Annotated in this window: 20 protein-coding genes and 1 pseudogene; 10 read left to right on the top strand and 11 right to left on the bottom strand. The window is 58.0% G+C overall.

Annotation, left to right across the window (positions count from 1 at the left end):
• Window positions 1–37: 37 nt before the first annotated feature.
• Complete coding sequence (locus C1N62_RS20390; protein ID WP_137765558.1) at window positions 38–2347, bottom strand: TonB-dependent siderophore receptor; 2310 nt, start codon at window positions 2345–2347, stop codon at window positions 38–40.
• A gap of 311 nt (window positions 2348–2658) precedes the next feature.
• On the opposite strand from C1N62_RS20390, the gene C1N62_RS20385 reads away from it, so the two are divergent.
• Entirely contained in the window at window positions 2659–3051 is a 393-nt protein-coding gene (locus tag C1N62_RS20385; protein WP_137765557.1) for an ASCH domain-containing protein, read from the top strand.
• A gap of 36 nt (window positions 3052–3087) precedes the next feature.
• On the opposite strand, the gene C1N62_RS20380 is transcribed toward C1N62_RS20385, so the two are convergent.
• Window positions 3088–3945: an oxidoreductase gene (locus C1N62_RS20380; RefSeq protein WP_137765556.1), complete on the bottom strand. Its 858-nt coding sequence runs from the start codon at window positions 3943–3945 to the stop codon at window positions 3088–3090.
• Between the two features lie 151 nt (window positions 3946–4096).
• Between C1N62_RS20380 and C1N62_RS20375 the strand changes: the two genes are divergently transcribed.
• Window positions 4097–4624: a GNAT family N-acetyltransferase gene (locus C1N62_RS20375; RefSeq protein ID WP_137765555.1), complete on the top strand. Its 528-nt coding sequence runs from the start codon at window positions 4097–4099 to the stop codon at window positions 4622–4624.
• On the opposite strand, the gene C1N62_RS20370 is transcribed toward C1N62_RS20375, so the two are convergent.
• The 5 genes and pseudogenes from C1N62_RS20370 to C1N62_RS20350 form a co-directional block, all read right to left on the bottom strand.
• Window positions 4625–5338, bottom strand: a complete 714-nt coding sequence (locus tag C1N62_RS20370) for an ABC transporter ATP-binding protein (RefSeq protein ID WP_168195917.1) — start codon at window positions 5336–5338, stop codon at window positions 4625–4627.
• A pseudogene (locus C1N62_RS20365) lies at window positions 5335–6206 on the bottom strand (ATP-binding cassette domain-containing protein). Before C1N62_RS20365 ends, C1N62_RS20370 begins: the two are co-directional and overlap by 4 nt.
• A complete protein-coding gene (gene livM / locus C1N62_RS20360) occupies window positions 6203–7489 on the bottom strand; it encodes a high-affinity branched-chain amino acid ABC transporter permease LivM (RefSeq protein WP_137765554.1) in 1287 nt (428 codons plus the stop codon). Before livM ends, C1N62_RS20365 begins: the two are co-directional and overlap by 4 nt.
• Window positions 7490–7498: 9 nt before the next feature.
• Window positions 7499–8413, bottom strand: a complete 915-nt coding sequence (locus tag C1N62_RS20355) for a branched-chain amino acid ABC transporter permease LivH (protein WP_137765553.1) — start codon at window positions 8411–8413, stop codon at window positions 7499–7501.
• An 85-nt stretch (window positions 8414–8498) separates the two neighbouring features.
• Window positions 8499–9578 carry a branched-chain amino acid ABC transporter substrate-binding protein gene (locus tag C1N62_RS20350; RefSeq protein WP_370465617.1) on the bottom strand — a complete coding sequence of 360 codons (1080 nt, stop codon included), beginning with the start codon at window positions 9576–9578 and terminating at the stop codon, window positions 8499–8501.
• A gap of 792 nt (window positions 9579–10370) precedes the next feature.
• Here C1N62_RS20350 and C1N62_RS20345 point away from each other — a divergent pair.
• From C1N62_RS20345 to C1N62_RS20325, 5 genes are all read left to right on the top strand, one after another.
• On the top strand, window positions 10371–10796 hold the full coding sequence (locus C1N62_RS20345) for a YsnF/AvaK domain-containing protein (protein ID WP_240775824.1): 426 nt from the start codon (window positions 10371–10373) through the stop codon (window positions 10794–10796).
• A 48-nt stretch (window positions 10797–10844) separates the two neighbouring features.
• Complete coding sequence (locus tag C1N62_RS20340; protein ID WP_137765551.1) at window positions 10845–11930, top strand: YsnF/AvaK domain-containing protein; 1086 nt, start codon at window positions 10845–10847, stop codon at window positions 11928–11930.
• A 505-nt stretch (window positions 11931–12435) separates the two neighbouring features.
• Window positions 12436–13524, top strand: a complete 1089-nt coding sequence (locus C1N62_RS20335) for a hypothetical protein (RefSeq protein WP_137765550.1) — start codon at window positions 12436–12438, stop codon at window positions 13522–13524.
• A 184-nt stretch (window positions 13525–13708) separates the two neighbouring features.
• Entirely contained in the window at window positions 13709–14413 is a 705-nt protein-coding gene (locus tag C1N62_RS20330; protein WP_137765549.1) for a class I SAM-dependent methyltransferase, read from the top strand.
• Window positions 14414–14726: 313 nt separating this feature from the next.
• The gene (locus C1N62_RS20325) at window positions 14727–17120 is read left to right on the top strand and encodes a glucose/quinate/shikimate family membrane-bound PQQ-dependent dehydrogenase (RefSeq protein WP_137765548.1); all 2394 of its coding nucleotides are present in this window, start codon (window positions 14727–14729) and stop codon (window positions 17118–17120) included.
• Between the two features lie 203 nt (window positions 17121–17323).
• Here C1N62_RS20325 and C1N62_RS20320 read toward each other — a convergent pair whose 3' ends face one another.
• Together C1N62_RS20320 and C1N62_RS20315 are read right to left on the bottom strand one after the other, a co-directional pair.
• A complete protein-coding gene (locus C1N62_RS20320) occupies window positions 17324–18457 on the bottom strand; it encodes an MFS transporter (RefSeq protein WP_137765547.1) in 1134 nt (377 codons plus the stop codon).
• Complete coding sequence (locus C1N62_RS20315) at window positions 18454–18999, bottom strand: TetR/AcrR family transcriptional regulator (RefSeq protein ID WP_137765546.1); 546 nt, start codon at window positions 18997–18999, stop codon at window positions 18454–18456. The genes C1N62_RS20320 and C1N62_RS20315 overlap by 4 nt, the downstream gene beginning before the upstream one ends.
• Before the next feature lie 289 nt (window positions 19000–19288).
• Here C1N62_RS20315 and C1N62_RS20310 point away from each other — a divergent pair, with 289 nt between their 5' ends.
• The 3 genes from C1N62_RS20310 to C1N62_RS20300 all read left to right on the top strand — a co-directional run bounded on the left by C1N62_RS20310 (window position 19289) and on the right by C1N62_RS20300 (window position 21583).
• Window positions 19289–19858 carry a TetR/AcrR family transcriptional regulator gene (locus C1N62_RS20310; RefSeq protein WP_137765545.1) on the top strand — a complete coding sequence of 190 codons (570 nt, stop codon included), beginning with the start codon at window positions 19289–19291 and terminating at the stop codon, window positions 19856–19858.
• A 47-nt stretch (window positions 19859–19905) separates the two neighbouring features.
• The gene (locus C1N62_RS20305; RefSeq protein ID WP_137765544.1) at window positions 19906–20382 is read left to right on the top strand and encodes a DUF1348 family protein; all 477 of its coding nucleotides are present in this window, start codon (window positions 19906–19908) and stop codon (window positions 20380–20382) included.
• Window positions 20383–20581: 199 nt separating this feature from the next.
• Entirely contained in the window at window positions 20582–21583 is a 1002-nt protein-coding gene (locus C1N62_RS20300; RefSeq protein WP_370465616.1) for an alpha/beta hydrolase, read from the top strand.
• An 80-nt stretch (window positions 21584–21663) separates the two neighbouring features.
• On the opposite strand, the gene cynS is transcribed toward C1N62_RS20300, so the two are convergent.
• Window positions 21664–22134 (bottom strand): cyanase, encoded by a 471-nt coding sequence (cynS, locus tag C1N62_RS20295; RefSeq protein WP_137765542.1) that lies wholly within the window; start codon window positions 22132–22134, stop codon window positions 21664–21666.
• 28 nt (window positions 22135–22162) lie between these two features.
• Window positions 22163–22822, bottom strand: a complete 660-nt coding sequence (locus tag C1N62_RS20290) for a carbonic anhydrase (protein WP_137765541.1) — start codon at window positions 22820–22822, stop codon at window positions 22163–22165.
• Between the last annotated feature and the right edge of the window lie 64 nt (window positions 22823–22886).

Below are 22886 nucleotides of genomic sequence, written 5' to 3'. Positions count from 1 at the left end.
CCGGCATCATGCCGGCCTTATGCTTTATGCCTGTCCGTCAGAAGTGGGTGTTCAGGCTCATGTAGTAGGTGCGCCCCGACTCGTTGTAGGTGTACGCGCCCGCCCCATAGAGGTAGGACTGGGTATTGTCGTTACCGGTGGTCTGCGCATTGCCCTCGCGGAAATGGCGCTTGTCGAACAGGTTGTCGATACCCAGCGTTACGCTGACGTATTTGTTCACGTCATAGGTACCGCTCATCCCCAACAGGGAGTAGGGGCTGACCTTCCACGTCTCGCTGCCCGTCACCGCCTCACCCTTGTAGTTGTACTTCTTCGGCGTCTGTGTGCCGTACCAAGTCAGGGTGGTCTGCAAGGAGAGTTGCGGCGTGGCCTGCCAACTCAGCGTAGAGTTAAGGGTGTACTCCGGGATGATCGACAGGCGATCGCCGGTCTCCTTGTTTTTGCTTTGCAGCATGTAGGTCAGGTTGTTGTTCCACTGCAAGGTGTCAGTGAAGGGGATATTGACCGTGCCCTCCAGCCCCTCTACCACTGCTTTTGGTACGTTCTGCCACTTGTAGATGTCCGTTGTGCCGTTGGTCGTGGTGCCCACTGGCTGATAGCCCGCCTCAATCTTGTTGCGGTAGTCATTGCGGAACCAGGTGATGCCCGCCTGATAGCCGTCACGCTTCCACTCCAGCCCAATCTCTTTGTTGATGCTGGTTTCAGCTTTCAAGTCCTCATTGCCCAACAGATAGCAGGCACCGGTACTGGCCGCGCAGCCCTGCCCACGGCTGTAGAGGATGTAATTCGGGTTGGTTTGGTAGAGGCTCGGCGCTTTGTAGGCGCGGGCGATCCCCAGCTTGAGCGTCACCTCATTGCCCAGCTCCTGCGACAGGTTCAGCGACGGGCTCCAGTTGTTGCCGACGATGGTGTGGTGGTCAAAACGCAGGCCCGGCGTCAGCATGGTGCTGTCGGTCAGCTCAATATTGTCCTCGGCGAACAGGGAGAAGATCTCTGCTGAGGAGTAGGGGCTGCGGCCACTGCTGGAGATGCCGGGGATCGCGCCGCCCGAGAGCGCCTGGCTGTTGGATATGCCATCTTTCATGCGCTGCTGATCCCACTCAGTGCCGAGGGTGAGCACTTGGTTGACGCCAAGATCCAGCGGCAGGCTCACTTCACTGTGCAGCAAGATGTCATCCAGCTGGATGCTGGAGAAGCCGTCGTCGGAGAAGATCCCCTCGGTGCCGCCAGCCAGCCCTTCGTTCAGGCGGGTGTTGCGGGTGTTCTCATACTGCGCGTAGGTCTTGGTGCTGATGCCGTTCTCCCAAGCGCCGTCCCACTTCACCGCAAAGTTCTGGCGGTAGAGGCGGTTGGTCTCCTTGCCATAGTACGCCTTCACCAGCGCGTTGGAGTTGGTGTTCTGGGTATCGCCCGCGTAGAGGTTGCCCTGACGGCTGTAGCCAGCGCGAAACTCCAGTGACTGCATCGGCGCGAAGGCCCAGCGCAGCAGGGCGTTGACGTCCTTGTTCTCCACCCCCTCACGCCCGGCAGGCACCGATCCCGCATAAGTGCCGGTACGCGCGGCCTCATGGCCAGCATTGATGTACTGATCATCGGCATCGGTTTTGTTCAGGCCGCCATAGAGGCGGAAGGTGAGATTGTCGGCCAGCGGGCCGGAGAGGCTGAAGTTGGTGCGCTTGGTGGATCCCTCCTGCTTGTGCTGCGGCACGTTGTAGTAGGTGTTCCAGGAGCCATGCCACTCTGGCGTGTCTTTTTTGGTGATGATGTTCACCACGCCGCCGGCCGCGCCGTTGCCGTATCGCGCCGCCGCCGGGCCACGAATCACTTCGATGTGGTCGATGATCTCTGGCGGCACCCAGTTGCTGTCGCCGCGGGTGTCGCGCTCGCCACGCCAGCCAAGGCGCACTGAGTTACGGCTGGTAACCGGCAGGTCATCAATCAGGATCAGGGTGTTCTCTGGCCCCATGCCACGGATGTCAATCTGGCGGCCATTGCCACGCTGGCCGCTGGTGGAGTTGCCGGTCAGGTTGACGCCCGGCATGGTGCGGATCAGCTCTGAGACATCACGCGCGGGTGGGTGCTTGCGGATCTCTTCAGCGGTGATGGAGGAGACGCCCGGCGCCTGAAGCGTCTGGACGGCGGCGGTGACCAGCAGGGTGTCGCCGCTGTCGGTCTGCTCGCCGGAGGCGCTCGCCTCGGCAGTGGCCTCTGCCTTGGCGGCCTGTTGGGTGCTGTTTTGCGTATCAGGCGTGGGAGTTTCCGCCGCCTGTGTGTTCCCTGCCAATACCATCGAGCCAATGCCCAGTTTGATGAGCATGGCTAATGAGTGACGCGATATCGTTTGCATTGTGCTGTCCTGCCTAAATATGTCCTGACCGGCAAAAAGATCCTTCACTGGAACGGGCCGGTTCTCGTTGTTTATAAGAGTCGTGGTTTCCCGGTTAACCGGGGAGACGCTGCACCCGTGGCCACTGGCCCATAGACCAACAAATTCACAGGCCGCAATACATTATTGCAAATACGAATAGTTATCAATGATGTTATTATTTACTAATATTCATCATTTCAGAGAAAACGGAGAGCCTTTTCCGCGCCATTTCCCTACACTCCAAAATTATGACGGCATGATTTCAACCGGTTGACAGTAGAGAGACGAGCATGGGCGATGAGCAGTACCAGCAGGCTAACCAATGGCAATTTGGTGATTCAGCAGAGATGGCGGATGCGCTGCTGGCGCTGGTGATTGATGGCCAGAAACGCGCGACCTGTGGTTCGCTGCAATCTTATTACGATGACAATGAGCCGCTGCCGCAGGTGGATGAGATCAATATCATTCTGGATGGCCGTGGCCGCCGCGCTTGCGCCATCCGCATCACCGAGGTGGCGCTCTGGCGCTTTTGCGACGTGCCGGAAGAGTTTGCGCTGGCCGAGGGCGAAGGGACGTTTGAGGAGTGGAAGCAGGAGCACCGCCGCTTTTTCAGTCGTAACGGGGAGTTCAGCGAAGAGATGAAGCTGGTCTGCTTTCGCTTCGAGCTGGTGGAAGAGTTCTAGCAAAACGGAGGGGCGTGACGCCCCTCGCAACAGCCATCAGCGCAAGCCGTTAAGCCTATCCAGCGCCTCTTCCGGCAATACCAACTCGGCACTCGCCAGATTCTCCTGTAAGTGGCGCGGCGAAGAGGTACCGGGGATCAGCAAAATATTGGGCGAGCGCTGTAACAGCCAGGCCAGTGCCACCTGCCGGGGCGTCGCGCCCAGCGACTGCGCTACCTCGGTCAACTGGCTGGACTGCAATGGCGTAAAGCCGCCCAGCGGGAAGAAGGGCACAAAGGCGATGCCCTGCGCGTTGAGTGGATCGATCAGCCCCTCATCCTGCCGCTGCGCCAGATTGTAGAGATTCTGCACGCAGACAATCGGCGTCATCTGTTGCGCGTCGGCGATCTGTTTGGCCGTAACGTTGCTCAGGCCAATATGGCGAACCAGCCCTCGCTCCTTCAATTTAATCAGCGCCTCCAGCGGGGCTTCCAGCGAGCCTTCCTCCGGGCGGTTCGCGTTGAACATACTGCGCAGGTTTACCACTTCCAGCGCCTCCAGACCCAGATGGCGCAAATTATCCTCTACCGCCTGCTCTATCTCCTCCGCGCCCAGCGCTGGCAGCCAGCCGCCACGGGCATCGCGCCGCGCGCCAATTTTAGTCACGATGCAGAGATCGTCGGGATAGGGATGAAGCGCTTTTTTAATCAGCTTATTGGTGACGTGTGGGCCATAGAAGTCACTGGTGTCGATATGGCGCACGCCGGCCTCTACCGCGTCTTGCAATACCTGAATCGCCTGCGCCTCATCGGCGGGTGGGCCAAAAACGCCACGGCCAGCCAGTTGCATCGCGCCATAGCCGATGCGGCCAAGCGTGCGGTCACCAAGGCGATAACTCAAAGTGGGTTGGGTCATGGGCACCTCCGGGGTATGTGAGTTTCAATTGTAACGCCATTGCGGCTATGCAACGATGAAACTGCCAGGCGACGTGATGCCGCCAGCGCAAATTATCACTATGCAAATATTTAGTTCCAACATACTTAGCAATAGAATAATAGGAGTTCACATGGAAAGCAGTGTTCCGGTCATCACAACTGACAGGCTGATTTTGCGCGGCCACACGCTGGAAGATATGCCAGCGCTGACGCGGCTGTGGGGTGATGCGCAGGTCACCCGCTATATTGGCGGCGCGCCCAGTGGCAGGGAGGAGAGCTGGTCACGCCTGTTGCGCCATGCCGGGCATTGGCAGTTGCTGGGGTTTGGCTACTGGGCGGTGGAGTCGCGGGAGAGCGGGGAGTACCTCGGTTGCATCGGCTTTGCAGATTACCAGCGGTCGCTGGAAACCGATGTCAGTAACATGGCGGAGATGGGTTGGACGTTCCTGCCCGCGTTCCACGGCAAAGGCTACGCCACCGAGGCGGTCGCGGCGGCGCTGGCCTGGGCAGCCAGCAACCTGACGCGCCCCATCTGGTGCATGATTAACCCGGACAACACCGCCTCACACCGGCTGGCGCTGAAAATGGGCTTTGAGCAGCAGGGCTATGACCGCTACCACGACAAGCCGGTGGTGCTCTACCGCCACCGGCCAGCCTAATCAGCCGCCGCCGAGGTAAGCTTTCCGCACCTCCTCATTCTGCAATAGCTCCGAGCCGCTGCCGGTCAGCCGGATGCGGCCATTGGCCATCACGTAGCCACGGTCAGAGAGCTTCAGCGCATGGTTGGCGTTCTGCTCCACCAGAAACAGCGTCATGCCGCCCTGCGTCAGTTCCCGCAGGATGCTGAAGATCTGGCGTACCACAATCGGTGCCAGCCCAAGGCTCGGCTCGTCGAGCAGCAGCAGGCGCGGGCGGCCCATCAGCGCCCGCGCAATCGCCAGCATCTGCTGCTCACCGCCGGAGAGCGTCATCGCCCGCTGGGCACGGCGCTCCTCCAGCCGCGGGAACAGCCCATACATGCGCGCCAAATCCTCTTTCATATGGCGGTTGCCGATGGGGATGGTGCCTATCAGCAAATTCTCCTCCACCGTCATATCCGGGAAGATGCGCCGCCCCTCCGGGGCCTGCGCAATGCCGTTGCTGGCGATGAAGTGGGTGGAGCGACGGCTAATCGGCTCGCCCCGGTAGTAAATCTCCCCGCCGGCAATGCGCGGCTGGCCGAAAATCGACATCAACAGTGTCGATTTGCCCGCGCCATTCGCGCCAATCAGCGCCACCGTCTCGCCCTCCTGAACGGTCAATGACACCTCCTGCAACGCCTGAATCGGCCCGTAGAACACATCCACATTGCGGAACTCCAGCATCGGCGTCATGCCGCATCCTCCTCGTCAGCGCCCAGATAGGCGGCAATCACCCGGTCATCATGCTGGATCTCGCGCGGCGTGCCTTGGGCAATCACGTTGCCGTGGTCCAGCACGATGACCCGGTCAGAGATCTCCATCACCATGCCCATGTCGTGCTCAATCAGCAGCACCGTGGTGCCGTGCCGCTCGCGCAAGGCGCGGATGATGCGGCTCAGCGCCAGCGTCTCCACCGGGTTGAGGCCAGCGGCCGGCTCATCCAGACAGAGGATCTCCGGCAGGGTGCACATGGCGCGGGCAATCTCCAGCCGCCGTTGCTGGCCGTAGGAGAGGGTGCCGGCCAGCCGGTTGGCGCACTCCACCAGATCCACCACCTCCAGCCAGTAGAACGCCTGATCGATCGCCCGGCTCTCGGCCCGCCGGTAGCCGGGCGTATTGAATACCCCGGCCAGCAGGTTGCGGTTGACGCGCATGTGCTGCGCCACCAGCAGGTTCTCCACCACTGACAGCTCCCGAAACAGGCGGATATTCTGGAAGGTGCGCGCCAGCCCGGCGCGGTTCACCAGATGGGTGCCGCCAAACATTTTGTACCAGATGCGTTTCCCGAGCTGCGCGGGTGCAGCAGGTCGGCCGGGTGCAGTTTCGCCCCGAGCACTTGGATCACGTCCGTGGTGCGGGCGTGGGTATGCAGCCGGATCGCGCCGCCGGTGGCGCGGTAGAAGCCGGTCAGGCAGTTGAACACCGTGGTCTTGCCCGCGCCGTTCGGCCCAATCAGTGCGGTGATGGAGCCGCGTCCCACCTCGAGGCTGACGTCATTCAGCGCGCGGATGCCGCCAAAGTGCATCATCAGCCGCTCGACCTGCAAAATGGCGTCACTCATGGCGCCACCCCCTTGCGGATGGCATAGCCGCTGCGGCTGGTGCGCACCAGCCCGCGCGGCCGCCACATCATCATCATCACCATCAATACGCCAAACAGCAGCACGCGGTACTCCGCGAAGCTGCGCAGCAGTTCCGGTGCCACTGTCAGCACAAAGGCCGCCAGCACCACCCCAAGGGTCGAACCCATTCCGCCGAGCACCACAATCGCCAGGATCAGCGCCGACTCAAAAAAAGTGAAGGAGGTGGGATTGACGAAGCCCTGATAGCTGGCGAAGAACACCCCGGCGATGCCAGCGGTGGAGGCACCGAGCATAAAGGCGGAGAGCTTGACCAGCACATGGTTCAGCCCCAGCGAGCGGCAGGCGATCTCATCCTCGCGCAGCGCCTCCCACGCGCGGCCAATTGGCATCCGCGTCAGCCGGTGCTTGATATAGAGCACCAGCAGCACCACCAGACAGAGCACGGCGTAGATAAAGATAAACTTCAGGTTGGGGTTGTAGCTGATGTTGAGGAACTCATGGATTGGCGTGCCGCCCTCGCGCGCGCGGCGGCCAAATTCCAGGCCAAGGAAGGTCGGGGAGGGCACCGAGATGCCATTCGGCCCGCCGGTCACCGCCAGCCAGTTGTTCAGCACCAGCCGGATAATCTCCCCAAAGCCCAGGGTGACAATCGCCAGATAGTCGCCGTGCATCCGCAATACCGGGAAGCCGAGCAGCGCCCCGGCGGCGGCGGCCATCAGCGCGCCGAGCGGCAGCATTGACCAGAAGCCCAGCCCAAGGTGCTGGTAGCCGAGCGCCAGCCCATATGCGCCAATCGCATAGAAGGCGACGTAACCCAGATCAAGCAGGCCAGCCAGCCCCACCACGATATTCAGCCCCAGCCCCAGCAGCACATAGATCAGCCCCAGTATCGCCACCGTCAGCAAGTATTTGGTGGCGACGAACGGGAACAGCGCCGCCAGAAGCACCAGCAGCGGGATAACCCAGCGCAGCCGCGAGCGGTAACCCACCTGCCGCACATAGACCCCGTCGCCCTCGCCCTCAAACTTGGTGAGGAAACGCCCACCACGGCGGGTCTGCAACAGCAGGCTGAGCAGCAGGCGGCCCAGCGCCACCACGGCCACAATCAGTGCCACCCGCCGTGGCTCGGTGTGGTAGCTATAGCCATCCAGCACCACGCCCACCACCGGGCCGAATACCACCAGCGCAATCAGCCCGGCGACCACCGCGTCCAGCACACTCTGTTTGATGTCCACGCCTTCGGCGCGTTGATTCTGTGTCATGGCGGCTCCTTACACCTTGGCGACCAGCGGCCGTCCCAGCAAACCCTGCGGACGGAAGATCAAAATCACCACCAACAGCGAGAAGGAGAAGACATCCTTGTAGTCGGAGTTGACCAGCCCGGCGAACTGCGCCTCTGACACGCCAAGCAGCAACCCGCCCAGCATCGCGCCCGGCAGTGAGCCAATGCCGCCCAGCACCGCCGCGGTAAAGGCCTTGATGCCGATGATGAAGCCGGCATAGAAATCAAAGGTGCCGTAGTTGAGGGTGATCAGCACGCCAGCCAGACCGGCCATCGCCGCGCCAATCACAAACACCAGCGAGATGACGCGGTCAGTGTTGATGCCCAGAATCGAGGCCATTTTGCGATCCTGCTGGGTGGCGCGGCAGATGCGCCCCAGCCGGGTATAGCGGATCACCCAGGTCAAGATCGCCATTCCGGCCAGCGAGGCGACCAGAATAAACACCTTGGTGTAGGTGAGCTGCACCACGCCATCCCCCAGTTGCAGGCGGAACACGCCGCTCAGCAGGGTCGGGATACCCTGTTGGTTCGGCCCCTGACTGAGCTGGGCGTAGTTTTGCAGGATCAGTGACATGCCGATCGCCGAGATAAGCGGTGCCAGCCGGGTGGAGTTGCGCAGTGGCCGGTAGGCGATGCGTTCAATCACCCAGCCATAGACGGCGGTCACCCCCAGCGTGAAGACCAGCGTGCCGAGCATCAGCAGCGGGAAGGAGTGCAGGCCGAAAGAGCTGAGCAACGCCAGCGCGATGGCGCACAGGTAGGCGGAGATCATATAGACCTCGCCGTGGGCAAAGTTGATCATGCCGATGATGCCGTAAACCATGGTGTAGCCGATGGCGATCAGGCCATACACCGCACCGAGCGTCAGGCCATTTAGCAACTGTTGTACAAAGAGAGCATCCATAGGGATCAGTCCGCCAGTTCAGGCAGGCCGCACGACGCGGCCTTGGGAGGGGGGAGGCCCCGGCTGCTTGCCGGGGCGTGGCGCATCAGAGCTGGTGATAGTGGCCCTTGTCATCCCACTGGTAGACCACGTAATCCGACACTTTGAGGTCACCCTTGCCATCCCAGGCTTTTTTGCCCATCACTGTGTCAACGCTGTTGGCCTTCAGCCACTCGGCGGCCTTGGCGCTGTCCTCACTGCCAACCGCATTAAACGCGGCGGCGATCGCCTGTACGGAGGCGTAGGCATAGAGGGTGTAGCCCTCCGGCTCAAAACCGCTGGCGCGGAATTTGTCGATCACCGCCTTGCCTTCGGGCAGGGTGCGTGGGTCGTTGCCGAAGGTCATCAGCACGCCGTTGGTAAATTGTGGGCCGCCGGCGGCGGTGACCATCTCCTCCGTCACCACGCAGTCACCGGAGAAGAACTTCGCCTCCACGCCCTGTTCACGCATCTGGCGCACCAGCGGGCCAGCCTCGGGGTGGCAGCCGCCAAAGTAGACCACGTCGGGCTTCAGCGCACCCATCTTGGTTACCAGCGCATTGAAGTCCTTCTCGCCACGCGACAGCCCCTCATACATCACCGCCTTGACGCCGCGCTTGTCCAGCACCGCGCGGGTGGCATCCGCCAGCCCCTGCCCATAGGTGTCTTTGTCATGGATCACCGCCACCCGCTTCGCCTTCAGGGTATCGAGAATATAGTTGGCGGCAATCGCGCCCTGCTGGTCATCGCGCCCGCACATGCGGAACATGCCGGTCATGCCGCGTTCGGTGATCTGCGGGTTGGTGGAACCGGGGGTAATGCTGATGATGCCAGCCTCGTCATAGACCTCGGAGGCGGGCATGGTGGAGGAGGAGCAGAAGTGGCCCACCACTGCCGCGACATGGGATTGATCCACCAACCGGTTGGCGACCGCCACGGCTTGCTTCGGTTCGCAGGCATCATCACCCTGCACTAGCGTGATCTTCTCGCCTTTGATGCCGCCGGCGGCATTGATGTCTGCCGCCGCCTGCGAGGCACCTTTCCAGTATTGCGCGCCATAGGTGGCGTTTGGCCCGGAGAAGGGGCCAGCGACGCCGATGACAATATCGGCATGGGCAGGGAATGCGCTAACTGCGGCAGAGACCATCATCACCAGGGAGAGTTTTTTTAGGGTATGGGACATTGTTGAATTCCTTAGCTCTGAAAAAAGCGGAACGCCGGAGTGCGGCGCGGAAACGTACTAATGCCATAACGCGTGCGTTGCGAGATTGCGGTGAAGCGCAACGGTGAGTAAGCAAAAAGCCCGCCACCTCGTGAGCCGGGCATCACATTGCCGCCATGCAGGGCAGCAGGATGGGGCTGGAAGCAGAGGGGAGAGTCCTGGATGCAGGAGAAGATGACTGCGTCCGTCGCAGTCCTGCCGTGATGTCACGCCACCACAGCCTAGCCGAGTGCTGCAAAATTGTGCACTGAATAAAAACAAAAGCTTGAAGCAGGTAAAAAAATCGCTTTATTTTGGTGCGTTTTGCTACCGGGGTGAGATAAAAGGGAAAGGCTGTTCAATCATTGTAAATATAACGTCAATTTCTGCGCCGATAATGTAACCACCTTTTTCACCTTTGACGTGCCACCTGCCTCAACCGATTCCGCCAAGGCTGACAGTGCCCTCATTTATAGGGATTTTTTCGCCTGCTGCCGTTTTTCCCCGGATTCGGAATTGCCCTAAAACCGGTGTACCCGCCTTTTTTTCCTGTTGTGACACAGATCCTGTACTACAGTTAATTCTTGTGTAGGCAAGATATTAATCTGGCTTTATGTCATAAGTGCATTTTTAATTCTTTTTTCATCATTTTAGAAAGAGAAAAGTGCGTAACTGCACAAGCATTTAGTGACAGGCTGGAAGCCAGGCCGGCCTTCAACCAACAGGACAGGGGAGTTAATGATGACCAGGCGACACAAGCAGGCTCACGAGGAGAAGAAAGCGGAGAGCCGTCTCGTTGAGGAAGCCTCCATTCCCCTTGCCCAGGAGAAGCTGGACGTCACCAAACAGCAGGTTGTCAGTGGCCGGGTCACCGTGACCCGCAAGACCGTGCATCATGAGCATCCGATCAATGAGATGCTGCGCCATGAGCAGGTCGAGGTACAACGTGTCCCGAAAGGGGAGCGCGTGGATACCATGCCGACAATCCGCGAAGAGGATGGCGTTACCATCATCCCGGTGGTTGAGGAGGAGATTGAGGTGATTCGCCGTCTGGTGCTCAAGGAGGAGCTGCATATCAAGAAAGTCGCCATACACAAGCCGTTTCAGGATAGCGTTACGCTTCGCAGTCAGGAAGTGTCTATTGATCGGCAAGAGGATGAGTAACCGGCATCTTCGTCTTACCAATCCGCTAAAGCAAAAGAGGAAACTATCATGGCACACGAAAAAATCGTTACCCTTTTTGATACGACTCAACAGGCCGAAGCAGCACGTAAAAATCTTATCAAAGCCGGTTTCCCTGATGATGATATCAACTTGATCAGTGGAGAAAACCTTCAGCACGAAGGCAAAGCTATCCGCCATCCGAGCATCTGGCAGCGCCTGTTTGGCACCGATGTTGAGGAAGATTACGCAGACGTGTACACCCGTGCGATGGATACCGGCGGCGTAATCCTTACCTTGCGCGCCGATGAAGATGATGCCGCCCGTGCGATGGGCATTCTGGATCGCCATCAGGCTGTTGATGTGCCGTCCCGTAAAACCGGTCTGGCAGATACCGGCCTGACCACAGGTGCGACCGCAGCAACAGGCGCTGTTGGGGCCACGGGCACCGCTGCTACTACCCATACTGACGCCGTTCACACCTCCCTGACCGGGGATGAGAGTGAAGAAGAGATCCTGCGTCTGGCGGAAGAGAACCTGGAAGTCGGCAAGCGTCTGGTGAAAGAGGGTTCTACCCGCGTTCGCCGTTACGTGACCACTGAAGACGTCACTGCCGAAGTGGCGCTGCGCGAGCAGCACGCTGACATCTTCCGCCGCGCGGTGGATGAGCCAGCCTATCTGGGTGACATCGACTGGTCTGAGAAAGTGGTTGAAGTGACTGAAACCCACGAACAGCCAGTGGTGAACAAAACTGCCAAGATTGTGGAAGAGGTGGTCGTGCGTACGGATGAGTCCGAACGTGTTGAAACCATCAACGATACCATCCGTCGCCAAAATGTGGACGTTGAGCATGTCGATCACACTGACAAAGATGTGCTGCACACGGATAAAACCGCAGGTGTCGCTGGCACAGCGGGCGTAAATACCGGTGCCTCCACCACTACCGGCAGCACAACCACTGGCACTACCACGCCGGGTTCTGCCACCACTGGTACGGCTGGCTTCACTTCTGATGCCAACACCCCGCCGGCCAGCACTTCGCCGGGCCTGACAGAACCGGCAACGCCATTTACGACTAAGTCTGATAAATCTGACCCACTTAAATCAGATGGCGTAATCAATAATCCGAAAAAATAGGATTAGTTTTCTAATAATATCCTTCGCGATTAAACGAACCACCTCAAGCCACCCCAACGGGTGGCTTTTTTTATGTGGTGGGTATGCATTCAGGCAATGGGGTTTATTCCGAAAATAAGCATGAAAAGTATTGCGTGATATTTTACAAATATCAGTTTCATTAATGGAATAAAAGATAAGTGAAGTGAAATTTTATATTTTAAGATATTGAAATTTATGGTTAATGCTCAGTATTTTTCACTTTTTATACAGTGAGGTAAACGGGTTTCCATTAATCATAGGTAACGCTGGTAGGGAGTGAAAGGGTTGGGATAAACGAACATAAACGACAAATTACTTGTCAGTTCAAAGGCATCAATTTAAGTTAGCCGCCGTAATCAGTGTTGAATATTCAGGTGTACGCCGGGAGCGACCACCGTTTTTGCTATGACTGATACAAAATTGGATGCCTTTTTGGCCTTTAAGTAACCAGGGTGATTGTCGCCATGTTTGGCAAGGAAAGTATATGGATCTGAATGCAACGCTGTCAGCCGGTGCGCCGGTTTCCGAAACTCCCTCTTGGACTGCACAAAACGAGATGCCGGTTCAAACCGTCACGCCGGTATTTATCGGCAACTTCATTCGGCAGGATGGCCAGAGCGGCTCCTCCCTGACCCGCATCGCTGACTGGCAAGCGTTCAACCAACACTTTAAGGGCGCAGAGTGCCGCGACCTGATGCAGGCAGAATTCCAGGAATTCGCCATGATGGTCTCGGTCAAAAAGGATGGCCAAGACGTCAACTTCGTGATGAACCCCTACACGCTGTTTATCCAGCAGGCGATCATGAACTGGCAGGATGGCAGCCTGGCGCTTTGCTATGGCGAAGATGAGATCATGGGCATGGCGGAGCGCTCCACCTTCCCGCTGCCGGCCAACGCCGGTTTCCTGTCAGAGTTGATGGAGCAGGTGGGCACCCCGGCGCTGACCAGCTACCACGCCGTGCGCCACTACTTCGCGCAGGGCGGCAACGCCTGCTACGTGCTTTCCGTGGACGATCCGACGCAGGCGGACTGCGCCGCCCTCGCGGAGATGATCATCCACCAGCCGGAGATTGACCTCTGCTGCTCGCTGCTCAGTGCCGAATTCAATCCAGTGCTGCAACTGGCCTTGCCGGTACAGGCACCGCTGTTTACGGCCGAAACCTTCCCGTATGAGCGTGCCGCCTGGTATCAGGACGAAGAGGAGATCACCCTGTTCGCGCCCAACGATGCGGCAAACGTCACCCTGATGATCTTGCCAGAGGGCGAGGGCGAACCGCGCATCCTGAGTCTGGCCGAGTTGCAGGCTGAACAGCCGTTGCTGGCGGAGCGGGTGCGCACGCGGTTGGCGACGGTGTCGCTGCCGGTTGTGCTGCCCATGCCAGCGGCCCTGCTGGGACGCTATTGCCAGTTGGCAAATGCGCTGGGCAGCCGCGCCAGCGCCGACATGGAAAAAATCGCGCTGGCAGGCTCCCCCCGCCTGTTTGACGTACAGGGCCTGCCGCTGCACCGTGGCAATGCCCGCATTGTGGAAGCCCCCCTGTTGGTGGATGCGACCTGCCACTGGGTTGCCTGAACCCCCGCCTTATCCATACAAACTATACTGATATCGGCCCGCCGCAGCGGTTTATGCTTGCGGCGGGCCTTTTTATTTCATGTAATAGTCTAATTCGTAACCAACTCGTAACAAAAAACTTGAGAACTTAAAACAGAGAGCAGACAATACCGCGCACACCCAGCAGCAAACCAAGGGAAACGCCGTGAAAGCCAGGGTCGATTACGATCTTTTTGCTCGTGCTTATGATGCGGACAGCCAGGCCAACCTGTGGAATGCCCACTATGAACGGCCTGAGATGCTGCGCCTGCTGGGTGATGGTGAAGGGAAGTGGATACTGGACGCGGGCTGTGGTGGCGGATTGCTGTCACAGGCGCTGCAAAACGGTGGCGCGAGGGTAAGCGGCATCGACAGCAGTGGCGCGATGTTGGCCATCGCCCGGCAACGGCTGGGTGAACAGGCCGAACTGTGCCAGGGCGATCTGAATCAGCCTCTGCCCTATGCTGATGGGCAGTTTGACGCGGTGGCCGCGTCACTGGTGATCCACTATGTGGATGACTGGCCAGCGCTGGCGGCCGAGTTTGCCAGGGTACTGCGCCCCGGCGGGCGGCTGGTGATCTCCACCCACAACCCCTACATGGACCATAAGATTTCAGGTAACCAGAATTACCTCTCCAGTTACACTTTTGATTACGTCTGGAACAAGGGCGGCGTAACGTGTGAATTGCGTTACTGGCACCGTCCACTGCATGCCATCATGGCGCCGCTGCTTGGCGGCGGGCTGCAACTGGAGTCGTTTAGCGAGCCTTATCCGGCCGCTGAAGTACAGGCGCGTTTCCCCGACACATGGCAAAAAATCGTCGCAACGTCCCCGTTTATCTTTCTGGTTGCCTCAAGGCGACATCAATAAACAGCATAAATTCTGTCCCGGCACTCACTTAAGCCGCCATTTTGCTCAATACCGGCTAATGTTTTAAGCAGGGTGGTGTTTCTTTGCCCAATGGGTGAAGTGGGTGCCCTGAACCGTTCGCCCCCGGTGAACCGGTTCGCCACGGGACAAGCTGACATGATTGTCGCCAGCGCCGAACCAGGCGCTGACCTGACCACACTGTCCAGACGGTGCGCCAGGCGGCGCAGGGAGGAACAACCGGGCACTTCCCGGCTGTTTGCAAGAGTTAGCTTTAACTAACTCGCTGATAAAAGTAACTTTTAAGGTTAATATTATGCAAAGTAAAGCTTCGCTATCACGTACCCTCGTGATACTTACAGCTTTGTTCGCCTTGTTGAGCGGATTGTACTTTTTGATAGGTGGGATATGGCTGGCAACCATTGGTGGCTCTCTTTACTACATCGTTGCAGGTGTGGTGATGCTGGCTACCGCATGGTTGCTCTATCGTCGTAAAACCGCGGCACTGATGCTGTATGCCGTGTTCCTGTTGGGCACGGTTGCCTGGTCTGTCTGGGAGGTTGGTTTTGACTTCTGGGCGCTGACCCCGCGTCTTGACGTGACCTTCTTCTTCGGCCTCTGGCTGGTTCTGCCGTTCATCTACCGCTACCTGACCGCGAAAAACGGCGCAGCACGCGGTGCGTTGACCGGTGTGCTGGTGCTGACTGTGCTGGTACTGGCGTGGGCAGTCTTCAATGACCCGCAGGAGATCAACGGTACGCTGGACACTACCCAGCAGCCGACCCCGGCGGCGAGCCAGGATACCTCCGGTATTCCAGCAGGCGACTGGCCGGCCTATGGCCGTACTCAGGGCGGTACCCGCTACTCCCCGCTGAACCAGATCAACGACAAAAACGTTGACCAGTTGCAGGTAGCCTGGACCTTCCGTACCGGCGACCTGAAGGGCGCGAATGACCCAGGCGAGATCACTGACGAAGTCACCCCGATCAAAATCCGTGACATGCTCTACCTCTGCACCCCGCACCAGAAGCTGATTGCGCTGGACGCGGCAAGCGGTAAGCAGAAGTGGCAGTTCGATCCGCAGCTGAAAGCTAACCCGACCTTCCAGCACGTAACCTGCCGTGGTGTCTCTTACCACGAAGCGCCGGCTGCCTCTCAGGCTGCCACCGAAGGCGCTGCGCCAGCCCTGTGTGCCCGTCGCGTACTGCTGCCAGTGAACGATGGCCGCCTGTTCGCACTGGATGCGCAGACCGGTGAGCGTTGCCCGGAATTCGGCAACAATGGTGAGCTGAACCTGCAATCCAACATGCCGGTAACCACGGCAGGCCAGTACGAGCCGACCTCCCCGCCGGTGGTGACTGACCATGTGATCGTGATCGCAGGCGCGGTGACTGACAACTACTCCACCCATGAGCCGTCTGGCGTCATCCGTGGTTTCGACGTCAACAGCGGCAAGCTGCTGTGGGCCTTTGACACCGGCGCGGCCGATCCGAACCTGGTGCCAGAGAACGACCAGAAATACACCCCGAACTCCCCGAACTCTTGGGCGCCGGCGGCGTATGATGACAAACTGGATCTGGTCTACCTGCCGATTGGCGTGGCGACCCCGGACATCTGGGGCGGCAACCGTTCCAAAGAGATGGAGCGTTTCGCAAGCGGTATGCTGGCGCTGAACGCCTCCACCGGTAAGCTGGCGTGGTTCTACCAGACCGTTCACCACGACCTGTGGGACATGGACGTGCCGGCGCAACCGACCCTGGCTGACATCACCAAAGATGGCCAGACCGTTCCGGCTATCTATGTACCGACCAAAACCGGCAACATCTTTGTGCTGGACCGTCGTACCGGCAAGCCAGTGGTTCCGGCCCCGGAAAAACCAGTACCGCAGGGTGCCGCGAAGGGTGACTTCACCTCCCCGACCCAGCCGTTCTCTGACCTGACCTTCCGTCCGTCCAAGGATCTGTCTGGCAAGGACATGTGGGGCGCCACGATGTATGACCAGCTGGTCTGCCGCGTGATCTTCCACCGCCTGCGTTATGAAGGCATCTTCACCCCGCCGTCCGAGCAGGGCACCCTGGTCTTCCCGGGTAACCTGGGTATGTTCGAGTGGGGCGGTATCTCCGTCGATACTGACCGTCAGGTGGCGATTGCCAACCCGATGGCACTGCCGTTCGTCTCCAAGCTGATCCCACGTGGCCCGAACAACCCGGCTGAGCCGGAAGAGGGCAACGGCGGCACCGGTTCTGAGCTGGGTGTTCAGCCGCAGTACGGCGTGCCGTTCGGCGTGATCCTGAACCCGTTCCTCTCTCCGTTCGGCCTGCCGTGTAAACAGCCAGCGTGGGGTTACATCTCCGCGGTGGATCTGAAGACCCACGACATCGTTTGGAAGAAACGCGTTGGTACGGTTTACGACAGCACCCCGCTGCCGCTGCCGTTCAAAATGGGTATGCCGATGCTGGGCGGCCCGGTCTCCACGGCCGGTAACGTCTTCTTCATGGCGGCGACCGCAGATAACTACCTGCGCGCGTTCAACATGAGCAACGGTGAGAAGCTGTGGCAAGCCCGTCTACCAGCTGGCGGCCAGGCTACCCCGATGACCTATGAAGTGAATGGCAAGCAGTACGTTGTCATCGCGGCTGGCGGTCACGGCTCCTTCGGCACCAAGCTGGGCGACTACGTAGTTGCCTACGCCCTGCCTGACAGCAAATAACCGTTACCCTTAACGGTCAAAGCCCCTCCATGGAGGGGCTTTTTTTATGGCTGGCGCTAGCCGTTTTGCTCTTGGGTGAGGCTATAAAGGCCCTATGTTACTGTTGATCAGCAACAGAGCGGGGAGGGCATCCTCTTTTCAACCTCTTATAATAAAGTGGAAAAGACGATGGCGGCCCACAGTGATCAACAGTGGGCTTTTTATCAGGCAGGATTGGGTTTCCGCTGCTGATTACCGATCGCAAACACCAATAACAGGGGGAGCATGGCAAAAATGAGCAGCGCGATCCTGCTACTGGTCAGCGCGTACATCTGGCCAAAAAGCATCGATCCGACGACTTGTCCCGCAGCCAGCATGAAAAACAGGGTACTGACGCCCGTTGCCGGTGAAGGCTCGGTCGCGGCGGCTCCCCAGACCAAAAGCACGCCGGAAAGCACCACATACCCTGCGCCACCCAATGCCACAGCGGGAAACAGCCACCACGAAAAGTGCTGGCTAAACGCCATCAGCAACAGTGGCAGGGCCAGACAGCACTGTGAAAGCCGGTAGATCTGCTTCAGGATAATGACTCTCTCCAGCGGGCCAGTGGCAACGCCCGCGATCCCAGCCGCCCCGGCGGTCATCCACAACAGGCTGATGGTGCTCTGCTCAATACCCAGTTGATGCAGCAGTGCCGGGCCAAAACTCCACCATGCCGCACTGGCGATACCGCTAAAAAAGGCAATCGTCATCAATCGTTGAAGTGTGCGGTGGCGTAGAAAGCGTTGCAATGAAGTGGGTTGCGTCGAGGGCGTGTTGGGCACAGCACGCCATATCGGTAAGGCACACAGCAGGGCCAGAAACGCGAACAGCGCACATGCCATCCTCCATCCGCCCGGAAGCCAGAACAGAACCGGGACAGAGACGATAATGCCCGCACTCGTCCCGGCATTGATCACCATGTTCATTTTGGGCTGCTGTGAGGCGGCATAGGTTTGGCTCACCGCTGCCGCAATGGCTGGCGAGGCCAGCCCGGCGCTCAGTCCGGCGATAAAAAGCCCCAGACCTAGCAGCCACGGCGCAGATGCGACAGCAATCAGCAGCAGGCCCGAGGCGGCACTGATCGAGGAGAGTAACGCGGGCAACCTTGGCCCGGCCTTGGCTGAAAGCAGCGGCGTCGCAAGGATGGCGAGGCAATACGCGATAAAGCTGCACGCCGAGAGAATGCCTGCCAGCTGCGGGGTGAAGGGGATGTCGCGCATGACATCCGGCAACATAACGCCCCATGCAAAGCGCGCCATGCCATATGAGACGGCGATAAGCGAAAATCCGGTCAGCCCCAGCAGCACATGTTTCATTCGTGGCCGCCCAGACTTTTGATGAGCTGGAGCGAAGCGGTTTTCCCAGCCTCGCAGGCAGCGGGGGCACCCATTATCAGGGCGGTGGTTAACGTGCCTTCAAAGAGCGTCCAGATGGCGTCGGCCAGCGGGATATTCTCCCTGCCGCAGAGATGGCGGATGCAGGTTGCAATGTAGGCACGCATCTCATGGCGGTAGGCCATAGCCTGTTCCGCCAGCAGGGGTTCTTTTTCCGCATATTCGCCCCAGACCTTCAGGAAAAAACACCCCTTGATGCCATAGTCACCCATCCAGTTTCCCATGATATCAAACAGATGAGTGATCGACTCCGGGTTTTCTGCGGGGCAGAGGGCAGAGAAGAAGCGTTCACGGTGCGCATCCATGATGGCCGCGGTCAGCGCTTCACGTGAGGGAAAGTAACGATACAGGGTTCGGGTCGATACGCCCGCCTCCTTGCAGATGGTATCAGTGCTCGTTGCCTGAAAGCCGTTAAGGTAGAACAGTCGCTCAGCGGCCTGGATGATGTCGTGTTTTTTGTTCATAGCTTAAAAGTAAACCGATCGTTTTACTTTTTCAAGGCGCCTTTCCCCTTGGATTGGCGGTGGCCTGATAAATAGAGGATCAAAAAAATGTCCGTGCCGCCTATGGGGCTGTCGGCCTGATGACAACCTTTTGCGTCCTCGACCCGCCTGATACTGACCAAAAACCATGATTTTTTATTTCCCTTAAAAACAATGACTTATTTGCAATTGCACGCTCTTTTTTCCCTTTTGGAAATTTCTCTCTTAAAAAACGATTGACGAGGTAGAACGATCGTTCTACCTTTAACGCATGAACAAGAAGCCAACGGATACACGAGAAAAGATCCTGAAAACTGCTGAGCAGCTCATCTATCAGAACGGGATCCATGCCATGGGCATGGACTTGCTGGTCAAGAGCTCAGGGGTGGCAAGGAAAAGTATTTACCACCATTTTGCGAACAAGGAGGACGTGGCCGCAGCCGCATTGAATGAGCGTGACGAACGGTGGATGCACTGGTTCAGAACAGAATCTGATAAAGGCGAAACGCCTCAGGATCGCATTCTGAACATGTTCACTGTACTCAGGAGCTGGTTTGAGTCTGAAGGCTTTCGTGGCTGTGCATTTATCAACACAGCCGGGGAAGTGGGTGACCCTAACGATCCTGTTCGCCAGATAGCGAAAATCCATAAGCAGAAATTGCTGGATTACGCCCTTGAACTCAGCGAACAGCTAAATATTGAGCACCCGGCAGTTCTGGCCAGACAGCTGCTGATTCTGATGGAGGGCGCTATCACCATGTCATATGTGATGGGCGACTGGAGCGCCGCTGATAACGCAAGAGACGTTGCGAAAATTTTGCTGGAACAGGTCTCAGCCTGAGACCTGAATATCAAAAAAACAGTTCTAAAATTTACAGGAGTTTCACCATGACTGATTCACAAGTACGCCCACCGCTGCCTCCTTTCACTCTCGAAACGGCGATTGAAAAAGTGCGCCTGGCCGAAGATGGCTGGAACACCCGCGATGCTGCAAAGGTAGCGCTGGCTTATTCGCTCGATACCAAATGGCGTAACCGCGCCGAGTTCGCCAATAACCGCGAAGAAGCGGAAGGGTTTCTTGCCCGTAAGTGGAAAAAAGAGCTGGAGTACCGCCTCATTAAAGAGCTGTGGGCGTTTGGCGGCAACCGCATCGCCGTCCGTTATGCCTACGAATGGCGTGATGATTCAGGCAACTGGTTCCGCTCTTACGGCAACGAAAACTGGGAGTTTGAGGCTGATGGCCTGATGAAACGTCGCTTCGCATGTATCAACGACATGCCTATCAAGGAGAGCGAGCGTAAGTTCTTCTGGCCGCTGGGGCGTCGTCCTGATGATCATCCGAGCCTGTCAGATCTGGGTCTGTAAATCACTAATATTATGAGAGACCCCCGACTGCTCTCTTAGCCGGGGCTGTCCTCAACCGGGGAATGGAAAAAGCCCACAAGCTGAATCTTCCCATTTTAAAGTGCGCATCCTTCTAGGGACGGAGATACGTCAGGTAGTCCGCCCCTTTAAGTAGCGCACGATATAATAATATACAATATTTTAGGGTGCCGCTATGAACATGAAATCTGCATTATTGACTGCCGCTATGGCAGCCGTTTCACTCAACAGCTTTGCCGATGCGCCTCAGCCTGATCGCCACGTGCAAGGGTTCCTTAATGCACTGAATGGCGCTGGAGGTAAGCCGATTGAGCAGCTCTCTCCACAGGACGCGCGGCAGGTGCTGATCGATGCCCAGAAAGGCGCGAAGCTTCCTGCTGCTGACGTCAGCGAAAAGACCATCAATGTTGAGGGTGGAAAAATAAAACTCAACATTGTGAAGCCGCATAATGCGCAGGGGATCCTGCCGGTCTTTATGTTCTTCCACGGTGGCGGTTGGATCCTGGGCGATTTCGCGACGCACGAGCGTCTCGTGCGGGATCTGGTGAGTGAATCCGGCGCGGCGGCTGTTTTTGTCAACTACACACCATCACCGGAAGCGCATTTCCCGGTTGCAATTAATCAGGCCTACGCGGCAACCCGCTGGGTAGCCGAGCACGGCAATGAAATCGGCGTTGATGGCAAGCGTCTGGCGTTGGTGGGTAACAGCGTTGGCGGCAATATGGTCGCTGCCGTAGCGCTTCAGGCCAAACAACACCAGTCACCCGCAATTCGCTATGAGGTCATGTTGTGGCCGGTGACGGACGCACATTTCAACACCGCATCTTACAACCAGTATGAAAACGGGTATTTCCTGTCGCGTAACATGATGAAGTGGTTCTGGGATGCCTACACCACCAAAGAGAGCGATCGCAATAACATTCTGGCATCACCGCTGCGCGCAACGCCTGAGCAGTTAAAGGGACTGCCACCGACCCTGATCCAGACTGCTGAACTTGATGTGCTGCGCGACGAAGGTGAGGCTTATGGCCGCAAGCTTAATGCCGCTGGCGTCGACGTAACGGTCACCCGCTACAACGGCTTGATTCATGATTATGGTCTGCTGAACGCACTGAGCGACGTTCCTGCCGTACGGGCCGCGCTTGGCCAGGCCGCTTACGGACTGAAAGAACACCTGAAGTAATGGATATGTGACCAGCCGGCTTTGCCGGCTGGTCGCTGAACCACGGGATATTGCAATCCACAAACCCGCTCAACGGGGAGTCAGAAAGGCTTGGTAGGCAGGTATTTTCCGTCCAGAGTGATCACGGCACGATGGCCGCCATCCGGATCTTCGACTTTCTTGATGTCCAGTTTGAAGTTGATGGCGCTGATAATGCCGTCACCAAACTTCTCGTGAACCAGAGCTTTGAGGGTGGTGCCGTAAACAGACATCATCTCGTAGAAACGGTAAATGGTCGGGTCGGTCGGTATGCCATCTGCAACGCTTCCGCGAACCGGCATCGACTGCAGTAATGCAACCTCATCAGCATGAAGGTCGAGCTTCTTACCTACAATTTCTGCGGCGCTGGCAGGTAACGGATGCTGGCCAAGCAGGGCTGCGGTGACAAAGGCTTCGGACAAACCAGTGCCATCCACGATCTTAGCGAAAGAGAGATCCTTGCGGGCCTTAGCCAGAATGATGGTTTCAGTGAGTAACTGACGTGCGGTTTGGGTCACTTGAGTTTGGATCATGGTCTTTTCTCCTAGGTAAATAGGGGGTTCAGGCAACGTGCCTAGCGTGTGGGGAAACGGCGTTCACGTCCGGATTATCGGCGAGGGAGACAAAAGCGCTGCTACGGCTATCAAAAGCGTCAATGCGTCCGCTCTCAATGTCATAAATCCAGCCGTGCAGGGTCACGCGGCCCTCTTCAAGCGCGAGACGAACGGACGGGTGAGTCTGGATGTTAGCCAGTTGCGCAATGACGTTTTCGCGCACCATCGCTGCGACTTTGGCTGACGGGTCTGGATGCTGGCGTGCTTCGTTCACCACCCGGGCGGAGTCGGCGTAACGCAACCAACTGGACACGGCGGGCATATGATCCAGACACTGGCAGGTGGCAACGGCGGTCATGGCACCGCAGTCAGAGTGACCGCAGATGACGATGTCATTGACCTTGAGCGCGGCGACCGCGTACTCCACAGAGGCTGACACGCCGCCCGGCTCCGGGCCATAAGAGGGCACAATGTTGCCAGCGTTGCGGATCACAAACAGATCGCCAGGTTCACGCTGGGTGACCAGTTCAGGTACCAGACGGCTGTCAGAGCAGGAAATAAAGAGTGCCTTCGGGCTCTGCTGGCTAGCGAGGCTTTTGAACAGTGTTACCCGCTCGGGGAAAGCGTTTTTCTGGAAATTCAGAAAGCCTTCAATAATCTCTTTCATGGTTGACGTCTCAATGTCGTTTGGGTGTGACAAAGAGTAAGCAGCGCATGACATAAGGTAAAAG

The organism is Nissabacter sp. SGAir0207 (assembly GCF_005491205.1).
Taxonomy (GTDB): domain Bacteria; phylum Pseudomonadota; class Gammaproteobacteria; order Enterobacterales; family Enterobacteriaceae; genus Chimaeribacter.
Note: the sequence above shows the minus strand (reverse complement) of the source record. Positions and strands in the feature narration are given on the sequence as shown.